Origin of the sequence: Agromyces sp. G08B096 (genome assembly GCF_040267705.1) — a bacterium.
Taxonomy (GTDB): Bacteria; Actinomycetota; Actinomycetes; order Actinomycetales; family Microbacteriaceae; genus Agromyces.
The window spans coordinates 2,080,898-2,096,665 of the sequence record NZ_CP158374.1; the positions used below are offsets into that span (position 1 = coordinate 2,080,898).

Sequence of the window (15,768 nt, forward strand, 5' to 3'; positions counted from 1 at the left end):
CGCTCCTGCCGGACTCCTGCCGCCGGGGCGGTGGCCGCGCGGCAGGCCGCGCGACCCGGCCGTCACGGCGGGTCGGTCTCGCGGGCGGGTGCCGGGCTCGGCGGTCGCTCCTGGCGGTGGGCATCCGGCCCGCCGCCGTCGATCAGGAGCGACGATACGCCGTCGCGACGCGCGCGACGAGCATTGTGACGGCGGGTGACGGATGCCTCGAGCGCTGCGCTCGGCCGCCTCGAGCGAGCTACGCCAGGGCCGTCGCGGATGCCGTGAACTCGGCCAGCTGGGCGGCGAGCTCGGGCGAGGCGAGCGCCACGATGCGAGTGCCGTCCTCGACGTAGTCCACGGAGAGCACTCGTCCGGTCTCGTGCAGCGTCGACACCACGTCGCCGCGGTCGTAGGGCACGAGCAGGTCGATCTCGACCGCGGGGTCGGGAAGCATCCGGCCGATGGCGGCGAGCACGTCGGCCACGCCCTCGCCGGTGCGCGCGGACGCGAACACGGCGTTCGGTTCGAGGCCCTGCAGCACCAGACGGTCTTCGGCGGTCACGAGATCGGCCTTGTTGAAGACGACGAGCTCTGGGATGTCGCGCGCCCCGACCTCGCCGATGACGTCGCGGACCGTCGCGATCTGGCCCGCCGGGTCGGGGTGGGCGGCATCGACGACGTGCACGATCAGGTCGGCGTCGCCGACCTCCTCGAGCGTCGAGCGGAACGCCTCGACGAGCTGGTGCGGCAGATTGCGGACGAACCCGACGGTGTCGGCGATCGTGTACACGCGCCCGTCGGCCGTGGTGTTGCGGCGGACGGTCGCATCGAGGGTCGCGAAGAGGGCGTTCTCGACGAGCACGCCGGCGCCCGTGATGCGGTTCAGCAGGCTGGACTTCCCGGCGTTCGTGTACCCGGCGATCGCGACCGACGGCACCGCGTTGCGACGGCGGTTCGCGCGCTTGGCCTCGCGCGCCGGCTTCATGCCGACGATCTGCTTGCGCAGCTTCGCCATGCGCGAGTGGATGCGGCGGCGGTCGAGCTCGATCTTCGTCTCACCGGGGCCTCGGCTGCCCATGCCGGCACCGCCGCTGCCGACCTGGCCACCGGCCTGGCGCGACATCGACTCACCCCAGCCACGGAGGCGCGGGAGCAGGTACTCGAGCTGCGCGAGCTCGACCTGGGCCTTGCCCTCGCGGCTCTTGGCGTGCTGGCTGAAGATGTCGAGGATGACGGCCGTGCGGTCGATGACCTTCACCTTCACCGCGTCCTCGAGCGCACGCCGCTGGCTGGGTGCGAGTTCGGTGTCGGCGACGACGGTGTCTGCGCCGAGCGACGCCACGATGTGGCGGAGCTCCTCGACCTTGCCGCGGCCGAGATAGGTGGACGGGTCGGGGTGCGGCCGGCGCTGGAGCACGCCGTCGAGGACGCGCGCGCCAGCGGTCTCGGCCAGTGCGGCGAGCTCGCGCAGCGAGTTCTCCGCGTCTTCGAGCGAGCCCTGGGCGTAGACGCCGATCAGCACGACGTTCTCGAGTCGCAGCTGCCGGTACTCGACCTCGGTGACATCCTCGAGTTCGGTCGACAGCCCGCCGACGCGGCGAAGCGCCGCGCGCTCCTCGCGGTCGTACTGCTCGCCGTCGGCGGAGGCATCCCATTCGGGTGCGTCGGTCTCGTGCTTCTGGATCGAGGTCGCGGCTGCGGCGCCGAAGCGCGAGACGCCGGCACGGCTCTCGGCGTTCCGGAGGACGCGGTCGACGGCGTCGTCGGCGGTCTCGTGTTCGGCGTCGTTCATTGCTCTCCAGCCTACTTCGGAATGGTGCGATAGGTTCCCCGTATGCCCCAGGATCACTACTTCTCGTCGAGCCCCGCCGCGCCCGGAGCCCTTCGGGAGATCCGGGTGGAGCTCGGCGGACGCGAGGTCGTCGTGGTCACCGCGCCCGCGGTGTTCAGCCCCGATCACCTCGACGGGGGCACCCGCGTGCTGCTCGACACCGTGCCCGAGCCGCCGGCCACCGGCCACCTGCTCGACCTCGGCACCGGCTGGGGACCCATCGCGCTCGAACTCGCGATGGCCTCGCCGGATGCCTCGGTGTGGGCGCTCGACGTCAACGAGCGCGCCCTCGACCTGGTGCGCCGCAACGCCGCCCGCCTGGGCCTCTCGAACGTCAACGCCGTGACCGCGGCGGATGTTCCCGCCGACGTCTCGTTCGCGGCGATCTGGTCGAACCCGCCGATCCGGGTCGGCAAAGCGGTCCTCCACGGCCTCATGCGCGAGTGGCTGCCCCGCTTGGAGCCCGGCGGTTCGGCGTTCCTCGTCGTGCAGAAGCACCTCGGCGCCGACTCGTTCGAGCGCTGGCTGGCCGGCGAGTTCGCCGACGGCTACGCGGTGGCCCGCGTCGAGTCGTCGAAGGGGTTCCGGGTGATCGAGGTCACGCGAGACTGAGCACGCCGTCGAAGACGAGCTCGGCCGGCCCGGAGAGGGCGACATGCTCCCCGTCTTCGGCGCGGAACACGCGGACGCCCAGCACCCCGCCCGGCACCTGCACGCGCCAGTCGTTCGGCGCGCCGGCACCCGCCCAGTGCCGCACGGCGAGCGCCGACGCCACGGCCCCGGTGCCGCACGACAACGTCTCGCCGGAGCCGCGCTCGTGCACCCGCATGCGGATGCGACCCACCCCGTCTTCGACGAGCGGCTCGGCGGGCACCACGAACTCGATGTTGGCGCCCGCGGCCGGCTCGGGGTCGAGCACGGGGACGTAGCCGAGGTCGAGCCCCTCGAGCTCGGCGTCGTCGGCGAGGGCGACGACGACGTGCGGGTTGCCGACGTCGATGCCGAGGCCCGGCCGGGCGACCGGCAGGTTCTTCGCGCGGACCAGGGGTTCCGTGCCGTCGAGGCACCAGACGCCGAGGTCTGCCTGGAAGCCGCCCGCTGCCCGCGAGACGCGCTTCACGCCCGCCCGGGTGCCGATCGCGAGCTCGCCGCCCGGCGGAAGCTCGGCGAAGCCCTGGTCGAGCAGGAACGACGTGTAGACGCGGATTCCGTTGCCGCACATCTCCGACACGGTGCCGTCCGCGTTCCAGTAGTCCATGAACCAGACGGCGGACGCGTCCTCAGCCAGCGCGGCGGCTCCCGCGTCGAGGTTCGCCGAGCGCACCGCGCGGATCACGCCGTCGGCGCCGACGCCGAACCGGCGGTCGCACACCGCGGCGATCTGGGCGGGCGTGAGCTCGGTGTCCCCCTCGGGGTCGGCGAACAGCACGAAGTCGTTGCCGGTGCCCTGCCCCTTGGTGAACCTCAGATCGAACGGCATGCGGCTCAGTCTATGGCCGCCAGGCGGGCGAGCTCGGCCGTCCGGGCGCCGGGGTCGTCGGCATCGACGACGACCTGGTCGGGGTACCGCTTGAACCAGCCGACCTGCCTCCTGGCATAGGTGCGGGTGAGTTGCTGCGTCTCCGCGATCGCGTCGGCACGGGTCATCCGCCCGTGCAGCTCGGCCAGCGCCTGCGCGTAGCCGATCGCCTTGCGGGCGGTCACTCCGCGTTCGATGCCTGCCGGAAGGAGGCCTGCGACCTCGTCGACGAGCCCGTCGCGCCACATCGTCTCGACACGGCGGTCGAGGCGCTCCACCAGCGTCGCCCGCTCGCTGCGGAGGTGGATGACCCGGTGCGGACGCCAGGGCGTCGGCTCATCGGGGAGGCGAGCCGCCTTCGGCTCCCCGGTGAGCTCGATCACCTCGAGCGCGCGGACGATCCGGCGCCCGTTCGCGGCATCGACGCTCGCGGCGGTCTCGGGATCGATGCCCCGCAGCCGTGCGTGCAGCAGACCGGGCCCGAGCTCGGCGAGCTCGACCTCGAGGCGAGACCGGATCACGGGATCCGTCCCGGGGAACCGGAAGTCGTGGATGACGCTCGAGACGTAGAGCCCAGACCCGCCGACGAGCAGTGCGACGCCGCCGGATGCCTCGATCCGCTCGATCTCCGCCCTCGCCGGCGGCTGGTAGGCGGCCGCGGAGGCCTCCTCCGTGACGTCGAGGACGTCGAGCAGGTGGTGGGGCACGCCTCGTCGTTCGCCGAGCGGGAGCTTGGCGGTGCCGATATCCATGCCGCGGTAGAGCTGCATAGCGTCGGCGTTCACGACCTCGGCGTGCCGGCCGGCGCCCGCGAGCGCGTCGGCGAGGTCGAGCGCGAAGGCCGACTTGCCGGTGCCCGTGGCGCCGACGATCGCGAGGAGGGTCACGTCAGCGCTGGGCGTCGGTGGGGTCGTAGATCGGCATGGTGCCCACGCCGGGGGCGACCAGCGGCTCGCGCGCGACCCGGAGCGACGGCAGACCGAGCGAAACGCGGCCGGGCGCGGAGCCGGCGGAGCCGGACGCGGGCACGCCGCAGCTGTCGGCCTGCTGGCGGTCCCACGCGTCGCCGGCGCGGGTGCGGCGGATCGCGAGCGGGGCGCCGTCGACCGAGTCGGCGAGGAGGTGGAAGGGCGCGGCCTGGGTGATGGCGACCGAGACGACGTCACCCGGGCGGGGAAGCTCGGAGCCCGCGGGCACCTCGAAGTGGACGAGTCGGCTGTCTTCGGCCCGGCCGCTCAGTCGGTGGGTCTCGGCGTCCTTCTTGCCCTCTCCGGTCGAGACCAGCACCTCGACCCGGCGCCCGACGAGCCGCTGGTTCTCCTCCCACGAGATGCGCTCCTGCAGGGCGATGAGCCGGTCGTACCGCTCCTGCACGACCTCCTTCGGCACCTGGTCCTCCATCGTCGCCGCAGGCGTGCCCGGGCGGATGGAGTACTGGAAGGTGAACGCGGAGGCGAATCGGGCGGCCTCGACCACGCGGAGCGTCTCCTGGAAGTCCTCCTCCGTCTCGCCGGGGAACCCGACGATGATGTCGGTCGAGATCGCGGCGTTCGGAATCTTCGCCCGCACGCGGTCGAGGATGCCGAGGAACTTCTCGGAGCGGTACGACCGCCGCATCGCCTTGAGCACCCGGTCGGAGCCGGACTGCAGCGGCATGTGCAGCTGCGGCATGACGTTCGGCGTCTCCGCCATCGCGTCGATGACGTCATCGGTGAACGCCGCGGGGTGCGGGCTCGTGAACCGGATGCGTTCGAGACCGTCGATCTGCCCGGCAGCGCGGAGGAGCTTGCCGAACGCGTGGCGGTCGCCGAACTCGACGCCGTAGGAGTTGACGTTCTGGCCGAGGAGGGTGACCTCGATGGCCCCGTCGTCGACGAGTGCCTGGATCTCGGCGAGGATGTCGCCCGGTCGACGGTCCTTCTCCTTGCCGCGCAGCGACGGCACGATGCAGAAGGTGCAGGTGTTGTTGCAGCCGACGGAGATGGAGACCCACCCGCTGTAGCTCGAGTCGCGCTTGGTCGGGAGCGTCGAGGGGAAGACCTCGAGCGCGTCGAGGATCTCGAGCTGCGCTTCGTCGTTGTGCCGGGCACGTTCGAGCAGGCTCGGCAGCGAGCCCATGTTGTGCGTGCCGAACACCACGTCGACCCAGGGCGCCTTCTCGAGGATGACGTTCTTGTCCTTCTGGGCGAGGCATCCGCCGACTGCGATCTGCATCCCGGCGTGGCGGCGCTTGACTCCGGCGAGGTGGCCGAGGTTGCCGTAGAGCTTGTTGTCGGCGTTCTCGCGGACGGCGCAGGTGTTGATCACGACGACGTCGGGCTCGGCGCCGTTGGCCGGCACGTACCCGGCGGCTTCGAGCGACCCGGACAGCCGCTCGGAGTCGTGCACGTTCATCTGACAGCCGAACGTGCGCACCTCGTAGGTGCGGGGCGCGGCGTCGCTGACCTCGACCGACGAGGCCTCTCGGAGGGTGCTCATGATCGCCCCAGTCTACGAGGGTTCGCCGCCACGACCCATTTCGTCGGCTTCGGCGTCGCCCACGAGGGCATCCGCGACGGCCTCGCGGATGACTTCCCCGGTGTATCCGCGGCGCTGGAGGAAGGCGGACAGGCGCCGCTCGGCCACCCGCCGGTCGAGTCCGGCGAGTTGGCGCGACCGGCGCCTGGCGACCTGCAGGGCGTTCTCGCGCTCGAGTTCGGGATCGAGCTCCTCTACGGCGGCACGCGCGGCGGCGGGGTCGACGCCGCGTCGTCCGAGTTCGGCGAGGATCGCGCCGCTGCCCTTGCCGCGCCGCGCCGCGTTCGTGTGCACGAGCTGCTCGGCGAGCCGGACGTCGTCGAGGTAGCCGAGACGCTCGTAGCGCTCGATCCACTCCTCGATCTCCGCCTCGTCGAGGCCGTGTTCGGCGAGTACGGAGCGCACCTCCGCGACCGACAGCGATGAGCGCCGGAGGCGACCCACGACCAGCCGGTCGATCCGTGCGTCGCGCTCGGCCCCCGTCTCGTCTGCGGCCTCGGAGTCGTCGTCGGTGCGAACGCCGCGCACGCTCGCCGAGCGGAGGCCGCGCCGGCTCCCCCGCGATGGATGCGCGCCGCGCGCGTCGGCGCCAGGCCGGCCGCCGGCCTGTGCACCTGGCTCGGAGCCCGACTCGGACACCGCCGCGTCGTCTCCGGCGCGCGCCGTCGATCGAGGGCGGCGGACGTCCCCCGCTCCCGCGTCGACCCCGGGCGTCGCCCAGGGCAGATAGGTGACCGGGGCGAGGGCATCCTCGTTCGAACGCTCGTGCACGGATGCTCCTCTCCCCGGTCTCCTGGATGGTGCGCTGGCGGCGCTCAGGCCCCGCGGCGCTTGGCGTCGAGCGACTCCACGTTCGACGCGGCCTGCTGCTGCGCGGCCGACGCGCCCGCGGCGCCGATGCCGAGCTTCACGAGGATCTTCTGCTCGATGTCGGCCGCGATGTCGGGGTTCTGCAGCAGGAAGTTCCGCGCGTTCTCCTTGCCCTGGCCGAGCTGGTCGCCGTCGTAGGTGTACCACGCGCCAGACTTCTTCACGATGCCCTGGTCGACTCCGTAGTCGATGAGCGAGCCCTCGCGCGAGATGCCGACGCCGAACAGGATGTCGAACTCGGCCTGCTTGAAGGGCGGCGCCATCTTGTTCTTCACGACCTTCACGCGCGTGCGGTTTCCGACCGCCTCGGTGCCGTCCTTCAGGGTCTCGATCCGGCGGATGTCGAGGCGCACCGACGCGTAGAACTTCAGCGCCTTGCCGCCCGCGGTGGTCTCGGGGCTGCCGAAGAACACCCCGATCTTCTCGCGCAGCTGGTTGATGAAGATCGCGGTGGTCTTGGTCTGATTGAGGCCACCCGTGAGCTTCCGCAGCGCCTGCGACATGAGGCGGGCCTGGAGACCGACGTGGGAGTCGCCCATCTCGCCCTCGATCTCCGCACGCGGCACGAGCGCCGCCACGGAGTCGATCACGACGAGGTCGATCGAGCCCGAGCGCACCAGCATGTCGGCGATCTCGAGCGCCTGCTCGCCCGTGTCGGGCTGGGAGACGAGGAGCGAGTCGATGTCGACGCCGAGCTTCTTGGCGTAGTCGGGGTCGAGGGCGTGCTCCGCGTCGATGAAGGCGGCGATGCCGCCCGCGCGCTGCACGTTGGCGATCGCGTGGAGGGTGAGCGTGGTCTTGCCGGAGGACTCCGGACCGTAGATCTCGATGATGCGTCCGCGGGGAAGGCCGCCGACGCCGAGCGCGACGTCGAGGGCGATCGAGCCGGTCGGGATGATTTCGACCGGTGCGCGCTCCTCGCTGCCGAGGCGCATGACGGAGCCCTTGCCGAACTGGCGGTCGATCTGGGCGAGCGCGGTCTCGAGGGCTTTCTCGCGGTCTGCGGGTGATGGCATTGCTGGCTCCTTCAGTGCTGGTACGGCTGCCTCTAGGCTGTCGCCGGCACGACGGGCCATGTGTTTCGACACGATCCGACACGCTCACGACAAGGCGGTTGCGGGATGCTTCCGACAGCTCCGACCGTATGGCCGGCCACCGACATCGGCCGGGATTCCTCCCGGGATGTGGATGGTGCCGCCGTGGCATCCGTTGTGCAGGAGCCTACGCCACCGACCGAACGCATGTTCGAAGCATCGACGGCGTGTCGAACACGTCTTCGGCGCGCGTCAGCGTGACGCCGATCCGGGCTGCCGTTGCCCGACCCCGTGTCGACGCGCCTGCGGGACATCCGTCGCCTCGCAGATCGCGAGCCAGACGTCCCGCGGCGCGACGCCGGAGCTCAGCGCTTCGCGGGGCGTCCGGCCGCCGAGGGCCTCGAGCGTCAGATCCTGCATGAGCACGCCGGCGTACCCGGCGCCGAACTCCTCGTCCATGGCGAGGTGGAACTCGCTGAGCTTCATCCGTGCCCTCCCGAACACGACGCCGGCCGGTCTTCCGACCGGCCGGCGTGTTCAGATCGTGTGGTGGTCAGCGGACCATCATGTCCGCGTCGAACTCTGCGACGAGCTCGTCGGGCAGACTGTCGGGCACCACCGGGGTGAGCCCCTCGAGCACCGCGATGCGGTCGCCGACCTCGTGCATGATCACCGAGATCGGCGTGTCGAGCGCCTCGGCGACCGAAGCCAGGATCTCGCTCGAGGCCTCTTTCTGGCCGCGCTCCACCTCGCTCAGGTACCCGAGGGCGACACTCGCCTTGCTCGCGACCTGTCGAAGGGTGCGGCCCTTCTGCAGTCGGAAGTCCCTCAGCACGTCGCCGATCTCCTGTCGAACCAGAACCATCGGAACCTCCTTCACTCACGGGAGCCGAAAACGGGAGGGTCAGTCTAACCCCTGTTTCCGTGTCTCGACTCTAGCGTTGCACACTGGACTTTCCGTGTGAACCCGACGACTGTAACCGCGAATTCACGCAGCCTATTCCGCGGTCGGGGCGGTCGCTCCGGCGAGCTCCGCGAGCGTCTCGGCGATCGCCGCGTCGACGCTCGCACGGCGGATCGACGCGCGGTCGCCCGCGAGCCGCAAGGCGACCGATCGGATGCCCCGCGGCGAGGCGATGCCCAGGTGGACGGTGCCCGGCGGGTGGCCGTCCTGCGGGTCGGGACCGGCGACCCCGGTGGTCGCGATCCCGAGGTCGGAGGGCCGTCCCTCGACCGCGCAGGCGCGCCGCACCCCGTCGGCCATCTGCCGGGCGACGTCGGCGTCGACGGCTCCGCGTTCGGCCAGGAGCTGCTCATCGACGCCGAGCAGGCGGTGCTTCAGCGGCGTCGCGTAGGCGACGACACCGCCGGTCAGGACCGCGGATGCCCCGGGCACGGTGACGAGCTCCGCGGTGAGTAGGCCGCCGGTCAGCGACTCGGCGACCGCGATCGTCAGGCCGCGCTCCGCCAGGGCGGCGACGAGGCGTGCGGCCGGGGTCCGGCCGGTCTCGCCGGGGCCGGCCTCATCCGGGCCGGGCATGGCCGCGCTCATGCCGCCCGGCGTTCGCGCGCCAGCCGGATCGCGTCGCGGACGTACAGCAGTCCCGACCAGACGGTGAGCACGAGGGCCGCCGCCATCAGCACCGCGTTCACCCACGCCATCCACTCGCCGATGAGCAGCGGCAGCGGAGCCAGGGCGAACGAGATGGCGACGGACTGGACGACGGTCTTGAGCTTGCCGCCCACCGAGGCCGGCACGACGTTGCCCCGGCCCAGCTCGATGAAGCGCCAGACGGTGATGCCGACCTCGCGCACGACGATGAGCCCGGTCACCCACCACGGCACCTCGCCGAGGATCGACAGGCACACGAGCGCCCCGCTCGTCAGGAGTTTGTCGGCGATGGGGTCGAGGAGCTTGCCGAGATCGGTCACGAGTCCGCGGCTGCGAGCCAGGTAGCCGTCGACCCAGTCGGTGGAGATGGCGAGCACGAAGAGCGCGGTCGCGAGCCAGCGCAGCAGACCGCCCTCGCCGCCGTCGGCGAGCAGGAGCCAGAAGAACGCCGGCGCGAGCAGGATCCGCACCACAGTGATGGCGTTGGGCAGATTCCAATTCGCCGAGCGTGCTGGAGTCCCGGCGGAGGAGGTCATGCCGCCAAGGATACCGGTCGCTCAGTCGCGTCCGGTGAGCCCCCAGGCGTCCTCGTCGGGCTCGGCCTCGACCTCTTCGAGGCCCTCGGGGATCCGGCCGACCGGGTCGTCGTCGTACCGGTCGTCGGCGTCGTAGCCCGGCGCCGGTCGCGGCGACGCCGTGTCGGCTGCGGCAGCGGACGTACCGGCGGGACCGGCGGACGCGGCGGCTGCGGGCGCCGCGGGCGGGGCCCCGGCGGGCCGTGCCGGCTCCTCGCCGCGGATGCGCGCGAGCACAGCCGGAAGCTGCTCGACCGTCACGAGCACGTCGCGCGCCTTGGAGCCCTCGGACGGGCCCACGACCTCGCGCGATTCCAGCAGGTCCATGAGCCGGCCGGCCTTCGCGAAGCCGACGCGCAGCTTCCGCTGCAGCATCGACGTCGAGCCGAACTGGCTCGAGACGATGAGCTCCGCCGCGGCGAGCAGGAGCTCGAGGTCGTCGCCGATGTCGGCGTCGATCTCCTTCTTCTCCACGGCGGCGGCGACGTCCTGCCGATACTCCGGGCGCGCCTGCCTGGTCACGTGGCCGACGACGCGTTCGATCTCGCCCTCGCTCACCCAGGCGCCCTGCACGCGGATGGGCTTGGACGCGCCCATCGGCAGGAACAGCCCGTCGCCCTGGCCGATGAGCTTGTCGGCTCCGGGCTGGTCGAGGATGACCCGCGAGTCGGTGACGCTCGTCACGGCGAACGCCAGCCGCGACGGCACGTTAGCCTTGATGAGGCCGGTGACGACGTCGACCGAGGGGCGCTGGGTCGCGAGCACGAGGTGGATGCCCGACGCACGGGCGAGCTGGGTGATGCGGACGATGGAGTCCTCGACGTCTCGCGGTGCGACCATCATGAGGTCGGCGAGCTCGTCGACGACGACGAGGAGGTACGGGTAGGGCTTGAGTTTCCGCTCCGACCCGGCCGGCAGGACGATCTCGTCGTTCACGACGGCCTTGTTGAAGTCGTCGATGTGGCGGAACCCGAACGACGCGAGGTCGTCGTACCGCATGTCCATTTCCTTCACGACCCACTGCAGCGCCTCCGCGGCCTTCTTGGGGTTCGTGATGATGGGGGTGATGAGGTGCGGCACGCCGCCGTAGGGCGCGAGTTCGACCCGCTTCGGGTCGATGAGCACCATGCGCACCTCGGACGGCTTCGCACGCATGAGCAGGCTCGTGATCATCGAGTTCACGAAGCTCGACTTGCCCGAGCCGGTGGAGCCCGCGACGAGGAGGTGCGGCATCTTCGCGAGGTTCGCCACGACGTAGCCGCCGCCGACGTCCTTGCCGACGCCGATGGTCATGGGGTGTTTCGCACCCGACGCGGCGCCTGAGCGCAGCACGTCGCCGAGCGTGACGATCTCTCGGTCGGCGTTCGGGATCTCGACGCCGATCGCCGACTTGCCGGGGATCGGCGAGAGGATCCGCACCTCGTTGGAGGCGACCGCATAGGCGAGGTTCTTCGACAGCGCCGTCACGCGTTCGACCTTCACGCCGGGTCCGAGCTCGATCTCGTACTGCGTCACCGTCGGTCCGCGGGAGAACCCGGTCACTTTCGCGTCGACGCCGAACTGGTCGAGCACGCCGGTGATCTGCCGGACGACCTCGTCGTTGACGGCCGAACGCGCCTTGGCTGGCGCGCCGGCGGCCAGCGTCGACGCGGACGGCAGATGGTAGGGCCGCTCGGGCTGGTCGGGCTCGGCCTCGGCGAAGGCCGCCGGGTCGTCGAGCGTCGGCTGGCCCGCCACGGCGGCCGCGTCGGCCGGCCCGAACTCGTCGAAGCCGCCGAGCACGCCCGTTGCCCCGGCGTCGTCGCCGCGGAGGCCGGTGCCGCCGCGCGGCGTCTCGCCGGTGAAGTTCTGCAGCGCCGACTCGGCGCCCTCGAGGGCTCCGAGCACCTCGGTGCCGTACGCGTCGGGGCCGCCCTGTCCTTCGAGCGCGGACTCGAAGCTGCCGTCGGCCGATCCGGCGCCGAACACCTCGGTGAGGCCGTCGACTCCGGCGGCCTCGAATGCAGGGTCTTCTTCGCGGTTGGTCGCGTTGCGCCGCCACCACGGCAGCATCCCACCGGCGGCCTCGTCGGCGTCGCCGTCGAGCCCGTCGAGCTCGACCTGCTCGGTCTTCTCGGCACGCGACCGCTTCCGCTTGGTCGCGGGCTCGACCGTCTCGGCCGGCGCTTCGTCGACGGCGCCGAAGAGCCACGTGTACAGCTCGCGGAATCGCGCGCCGATGCGGTTCGGCGGCGTCTTGGTCATGATGAGCAGCGACAGGGCCGCCAGCACGATCACGACGGCGGTGGCGCCCGCCGGGGTGATCAGCAGGATGAGCGGCTGGGCCAGCATCCAGCCGAGGATGCCGCCGGCGCGGGCGAGCACGGGCATGCCCTCGCTCGGCTCGGGCTGTCCGCCGAAGATGTGGCAGAGCGCCGACACGGAGACGAGGAGCAGTGCGAGCCCGATGCCGACGCGCGTGTTGTCGTGGACGGAGCTCGGATGCCGGAACAGCCAGACCGCGAACAGCAGCATCACGACGGGCAGCGCGAACGCGACGCGGCCGAACAGCATGCCGAACGTCCACGCGTCGAGCGACTGCGCGACCGGCTCGTTGATGAAGAACCACTCGACGACCGCCCCGGCGACCGCAAGCACGACGATGAAGAACGGCAGCCCGTCGCGCCGCTCCTCCTTCGCGAGCGTCTCGGGGCCGAGCGCCCGCGCGCCGGCGCCGACGACGTGCGCGAGCCCCATCCACGCTCGGACGAGGAGGTTCGGCCCCTCATGCGCCGCCGACGCGGAACCGGACTTCGCGGCCGACTTCGTCGCGGACGCCGGAAGCTTCTTCGTGGGCGCGGTGCGCGACGAGCCGCGCGCGGAGGCGCCGGAGGCGCGCCCGCTCGACCTGGTGCTCGTTGCCATGCGGACCACGCTAGCGGGCGCATCCGTCACTCGGCCGGAGGCGACGCGGGATGCCTCGAACTGGGGTGTCCGACGACGACCGCGGGGTGCGGGAGCGCCGGATCACGCGGAACCGCGGTCATATAGTGAACTCACTCGGGTCCGCCGGACGCTCAAGGAGGATGCGATGCACTCCGGAACGAACCTGCCGGCGATTGGCGGTTACAACCAGGCGGTCGTGCTCGATGCGATCCGCCGGGCGCCCGACGGCGTGAGCCGGGTGGAGATCGCGGCGAGCACCGGCCTGTCCGCGCAGACGATCACGAACGCGAGTCGCCGCCTGCTCACCGAGGGCCTCGTCGAGGAGGCGGGCACGACCGCGGGCCAGATCGGGAAGCCGCGGACCCTGCTGCGCCTGCGCGCCCAGGGCCGGTACGCGATCGGCGTGCAGCTGGATCCCTCGGTGATCACCACGGTGCTGCTCGATCTCGCGGGCGGCGTGGTCGAGCACGCCCGCGCGCTCGCCCCTGTCGATCCGATGGCCGCGATCGCGACGATCGTCGACTCCGTGGGCGACCTGCTCGCCCGTTCCGGCGTCGCGCGCGACCGGCTGCTCGGCGTCGGCGTCGCGACGCCGGGGCCGATCGATGCCGAGCGCGGCATCGTGCTGAACCCGCCGCTCATGCCGGGGTGGCACGACGTGCCGCTCCGCGACCTCCTGATCGAGCGCCTCGGGCTTCCCGTGCTGTTCGAGAAGGACGTCACGGCCGCCGCGGTCGGCGAACGCTGGACCGATCCGGACGGCGCGGGACGCGCGTTCGCCTTCTTCTACTACGGCACGGGCACCGGTATGGGCCTCGTGGTGGACGGCGAGGTGCTGCGCGGCGCGAGCGGCAATGCCGGCGACTCTGGGCACCTCCTCGTCGGCGGCACCACGGAATGCTCGTGCGGGCGACGCGGATGCCTCGGCAACACGGTCTTGCCGTGGCGGTTGGTCGGCGACGCCCGCGGGCCAGAGTCCGAGGCGGAGGCGGCCGACGTCCTGGCCCGGTTCGCGGCGCTCGCCGCGCGCGCGGACGCGGGCGACCGCGGGGCGCGGGCGGTGCTCGACGAGGCGGCCGATGGGATCGCGACGGCGCTCGTCACCGTCGTGAACCTGCTCGACCTCGACCACGTGGTGTTCGGCGGGCCGTTCTGGCATCCGGTCTCCTCGTATCTGCTCGACCGCGTCCCCGATGCCGTGCGCGCCTCCCCCGCGCTCGTGTCGGTGCGTGAGCTCTCGTTCGCCGAATCCGCCCTCGGCGAGGATGTCGCGGCGGTGGGTGCGGCCTGCCTCGTGCTCGATCACGCGCTCTCCCCGCGCCCGTCCTCACTGCTGATCCCGCCCGCTTCGGCGGGTCTCGACCTCGACTCCGTGACCTCTTGACAGTTACTAAATCAAAATGATTGAGTAACCGCAGCGCGCGGCCGCCACCGGAGACGACCGGCGCCATGAGGCAAAGGAGCATTCATGAACCGCGTCATTCCCGCGGCCGCGGCCGTCGCCCTCGCCGTCGGCGCACTCGCCGGCTGCAGCTCCACCGATGGCGGCGATGACGAGATCACCGTCGCCTACCAGAAGTTCGGCAACTTCATCCAGCTCGACGAGCTGATGAAATCGGTCAAGGAGGAGTACGAGGCCGCCAACGAGGGCATCACCGTCAAGCTCGTCCCGATCGAAGCCCAGCAGAACGACTACTTCACCAAGCTCGCGCTCATGAACAAGGCGCCCTCGACCGCGCCCGACGTGATGTACGAGGACACCTTCATGATCAAGTCCGATGCGGAGGCCGGCTACCTCGCTCCCCTCGACGAGTACGTCGCGGAGTGGGAGGACTGGGAGCAGTTCCCCGAGAACGCCCGCCAGGCCGGCGCCGGTGACGACGGCAAGATCTACGGCGTCTCGATGGGCACCGACACGCGCGCCCTCTGGTACAACACGGACATCCTCGCCGCCGCGGGCGTCGAGGTCCCGTGGCAGCCCAAGATCTGGGCCGACGTCCTGGAGGCCGCCGAGGCGGTCAAGGCCAGCCAGCCCGACGTGATCCCGCTGAACGTGTACTCGGGCAAGCCGCAGGGCGAGGCATCCGTCATGCAGGGCTTCGAGATGCTGCTGTACGGGACCGAGGACACGCTCTACGACACCGAGACCCAGAAGTGGATCGTCGGCTCGCAGGGCTTCGTCGACTCGCTGCAGTTCATCGCCGACCTCTACCAGGGCGGTCTCGGGCCCACGCCGGAGCAGGCGCTCGACACGAACGTCGGCAACACGGTCGCCGGCGAATGGCTGCCGCAGGGCAAGCTCGCCATCAACCTCGACGGGTCGTGGCTGAGCGGAACCTGGCTCGAGAACGGCAACGTGCCGTGGCCCGAGTGGAACGAGGTCATGGGTCAGGCGCCCATGCCCACGCAGGACGGCGGCGAGCCGGGCGTCACCAGCATGTCGGGCGGCTGGACGCTCGCCATGGGCGCGCAGTCGGACAACAAGGATGCCGCGTGGGAGTTCATCGCCATGGCGCTGAACAAGGAGAACTCGCAGAGCTACGACATCGCGAACAGCCAGATCGCCGTGCGCGACGACGTGTCGACCGATCCCGAATACCTCGAGGCGAACCCGACCTTCGGGTTCTTCTCCGACCTCGTGCAGTACACCCACTTCCGCCCGGCCACGAGCGACTATCCGCAGGTGTCGAACGAGATCATGGTCGCGATGGAGGCCGTCATGACCGGCCAGCAGACGCCGGAGGAAGCCGCAGCGGCCTACGACGAGGCGCTGGTCAAGATCGTCGGCGAAGAGCACGTGCAGGACTAGGCGCACCGTGACCGCGCTCCTCCAGGCACCCGCGGAGGGCGGTCAGCGCGCCCGGGATCGGGGTCCTCGCCGGCCCCGATCCCGGCGCACCGGC

General features: G+C 71.3%; 14 protein-coding genes. 3 read left to right on the top strand and 11 right to left on the bottom strand.

Annotated elements, in window-relative coordinates:
• Nucleotides 1-238 precede the first annotated feature (238 nt).
• A complete protein-coding gene (gene hflX, locus ABIQ69_RS10070; RefSeq protein ID WP_350346984.1) occupies nt 239-1,774 on the bottom strand; it encodes a GTPase HflX in 1,536 nt (511 codons plus the stop codon).
• A 42-nt stretch (nt 1,775-1,816) separates the two neighbouring features.
• On the opposite strand from hflX, the gene ABIQ69_RS10075 reads away from it, so the two are divergent.
• Complete coding sequence (locus ABIQ69_RS10075) at nt 1,817-2,425, top strand: methyltransferase (RefSeq protein WP_350346985.1); 609 nt, start codon at nt 1,817-1,819, stop codon at nt 2,423-2,425.
• Here ABIQ69_RS10075 and dapF read toward each other — a convergent pair.
• From dapF to ABIQ69_RS10125, 10 genes are all read right to left on the bottom strand, one after another.
• On the bottom strand, nt 2,412-3,293 hold the full coding sequence (dapF, locus tag ABIQ69_RS10080; RefSeq protein ID WP_350346986.1) for a diaminopimelate epimerase: 882 nt from the start codon (nt 3,291-3,293) through the stop codon (nt 2,412-2,414). The genes ABIQ69_RS10075 and dapF overlap by 14 nt on opposite strands.
• A gap of 5 nt (nt 3,294-3,298) precedes the next feature.
• Nucleotides 3,299-4,219, bottom strand: a complete 921-nt coding sequence (gene miaA / locus ABIQ69_RS10085) for a tRNA (adenosine(37)-N6)-dimethylallyltransferase MiaA (RefSeq protein ID WP_350346987.1) — start codon at nt 4,217-4,219, stop codon at nt 3,299-3,301.
• 1 nt (nt 4,220) lies between these two features.
• The gene (gene miaB / locus ABIQ69_RS10090) at nt 4,221-5,810 is read right to left on the bottom strand and encodes a tRNA (N6-isopentenyl adenosine(37)-C2)-methylthiotransferase MiaB (RefSeq protein ID WP_350346988.1); all 1,590 of its coding nucleotides are present in this window, start codon (nt 5,808-5,810) and stop codon (nt 4,221-4,223) included.
• A gap of 12 nt (nt 5,811-5,822) precedes the next feature.
• Nucleotides 5,823-6,620 (bottom strand): regulatory protein RecX, encoded by a 798-nt coding sequence (locus tag ABIQ69_RS10095; RefSeq protein WP_350346989.1) that lies wholly within the window; start codon nt 6,618-6,620, stop codon nt 5,823-5,825.
• Nucleotides 6,621-6,664: 44 nt separating this feature from the next.
• Entirely contained in the window at nt 6,665-7,735 is a 1,071-nt protein-coding gene (recA, locus tag ABIQ69_RS10100; RefSeq protein WP_350346990.1) for a recombinase RecA, read from the bottom strand.
• A gap of 270 nt (nt 7,736-8,005) precedes the next feature.
• Entirely contained in the window at nt 8,006-8,239 is a 234-nt protein-coding gene (locus tag ABIQ69_RS10105) for a DUF3046 domain-containing protein (RefSeq protein WP_350346991.1), read from the bottom strand.
• A 67-nt stretch (nt 8,240-8,306) separates the two neighbouring features.
• On the bottom strand, nt 8,307-8,618 hold the full coding sequence (locus ABIQ69_RS10110) for a helix-turn-helix transcriptional regulator (protein WP_350346992.1): 312 nt from the start codon (nt 8,616-8,618) through the stop codon (nt 8,307-8,309).
• 132 nt (nt 8,619-8,750) lie between these two features.
• Nucleotides 8,751-9,293: a CinA family protein gene (locus ABIQ69_RS10115; RefSeq protein WP_350346993.1), complete on the bottom strand. Its 543-nt coding sequence runs from the start codon at nt 9,291-9,293 to the stop codon at nt 8,751-8,753.
• Between the two features lie 8 nt (nt 9,294-9,301).
• The gene (gene pgsA, locus ABIQ69_RS10120) at nt 9,302-9,901 is read right to left on the bottom strand and encodes a CDP-diacylglycerol--glycerol-3-phosphate 3-phosphatidyltransferase (RefSeq protein ID WP_350346994.1); all 600 of its coding nucleotides are present in this window, start codon (nt 9,899-9,901) and stop codon (nt 9,302-9,304) included.
• A gap of 21 nt (nt 9,902-9,922) precedes the next feature.
• The gene (locus ABIQ69_RS10125) at nt 9,923-12,844 is read right to left on the bottom strand and encodes a DNA translocase FtsK (protein WP_350346995.1); all 2,922 of its coding nucleotides are present in this window, start codon (nt 12,842-12,844) and stop codon (nt 9,923-9,925) included.
• 166 nt (nt 12,845-13,010) lie between these two features.
• On the opposite strand from ABIQ69_RS10125, the gene ABIQ69_RS10130 reads away from it, so the two are divergent.
• Nucleotides 13,011-14,249, top strand: coding sequence for an ROK family transcriptional regulator (locus ABIQ69_RS10130; protein WP_350346996.1), 1,239 nt, complete (start codon nt 13,011-13,013; stop codon nt 14,247-14,249).
• An 84-nt stretch (nt 14,250-14,333) separates the two neighbouring features.
• The gene (locus ABIQ69_RS10135; protein ID WP_350346997.1) at nt 14,334-15,674 is read left to right on the top strand and encodes an extracellular solute-binding protein; all 1,341 of its coding nucleotides are present in this window, start codon (nt 14,334-14,336) and stop codon (nt 15,672-15,674) included.
• Nucleotides 15,675-15,768 lie beyond the last annotated feature (94 nt).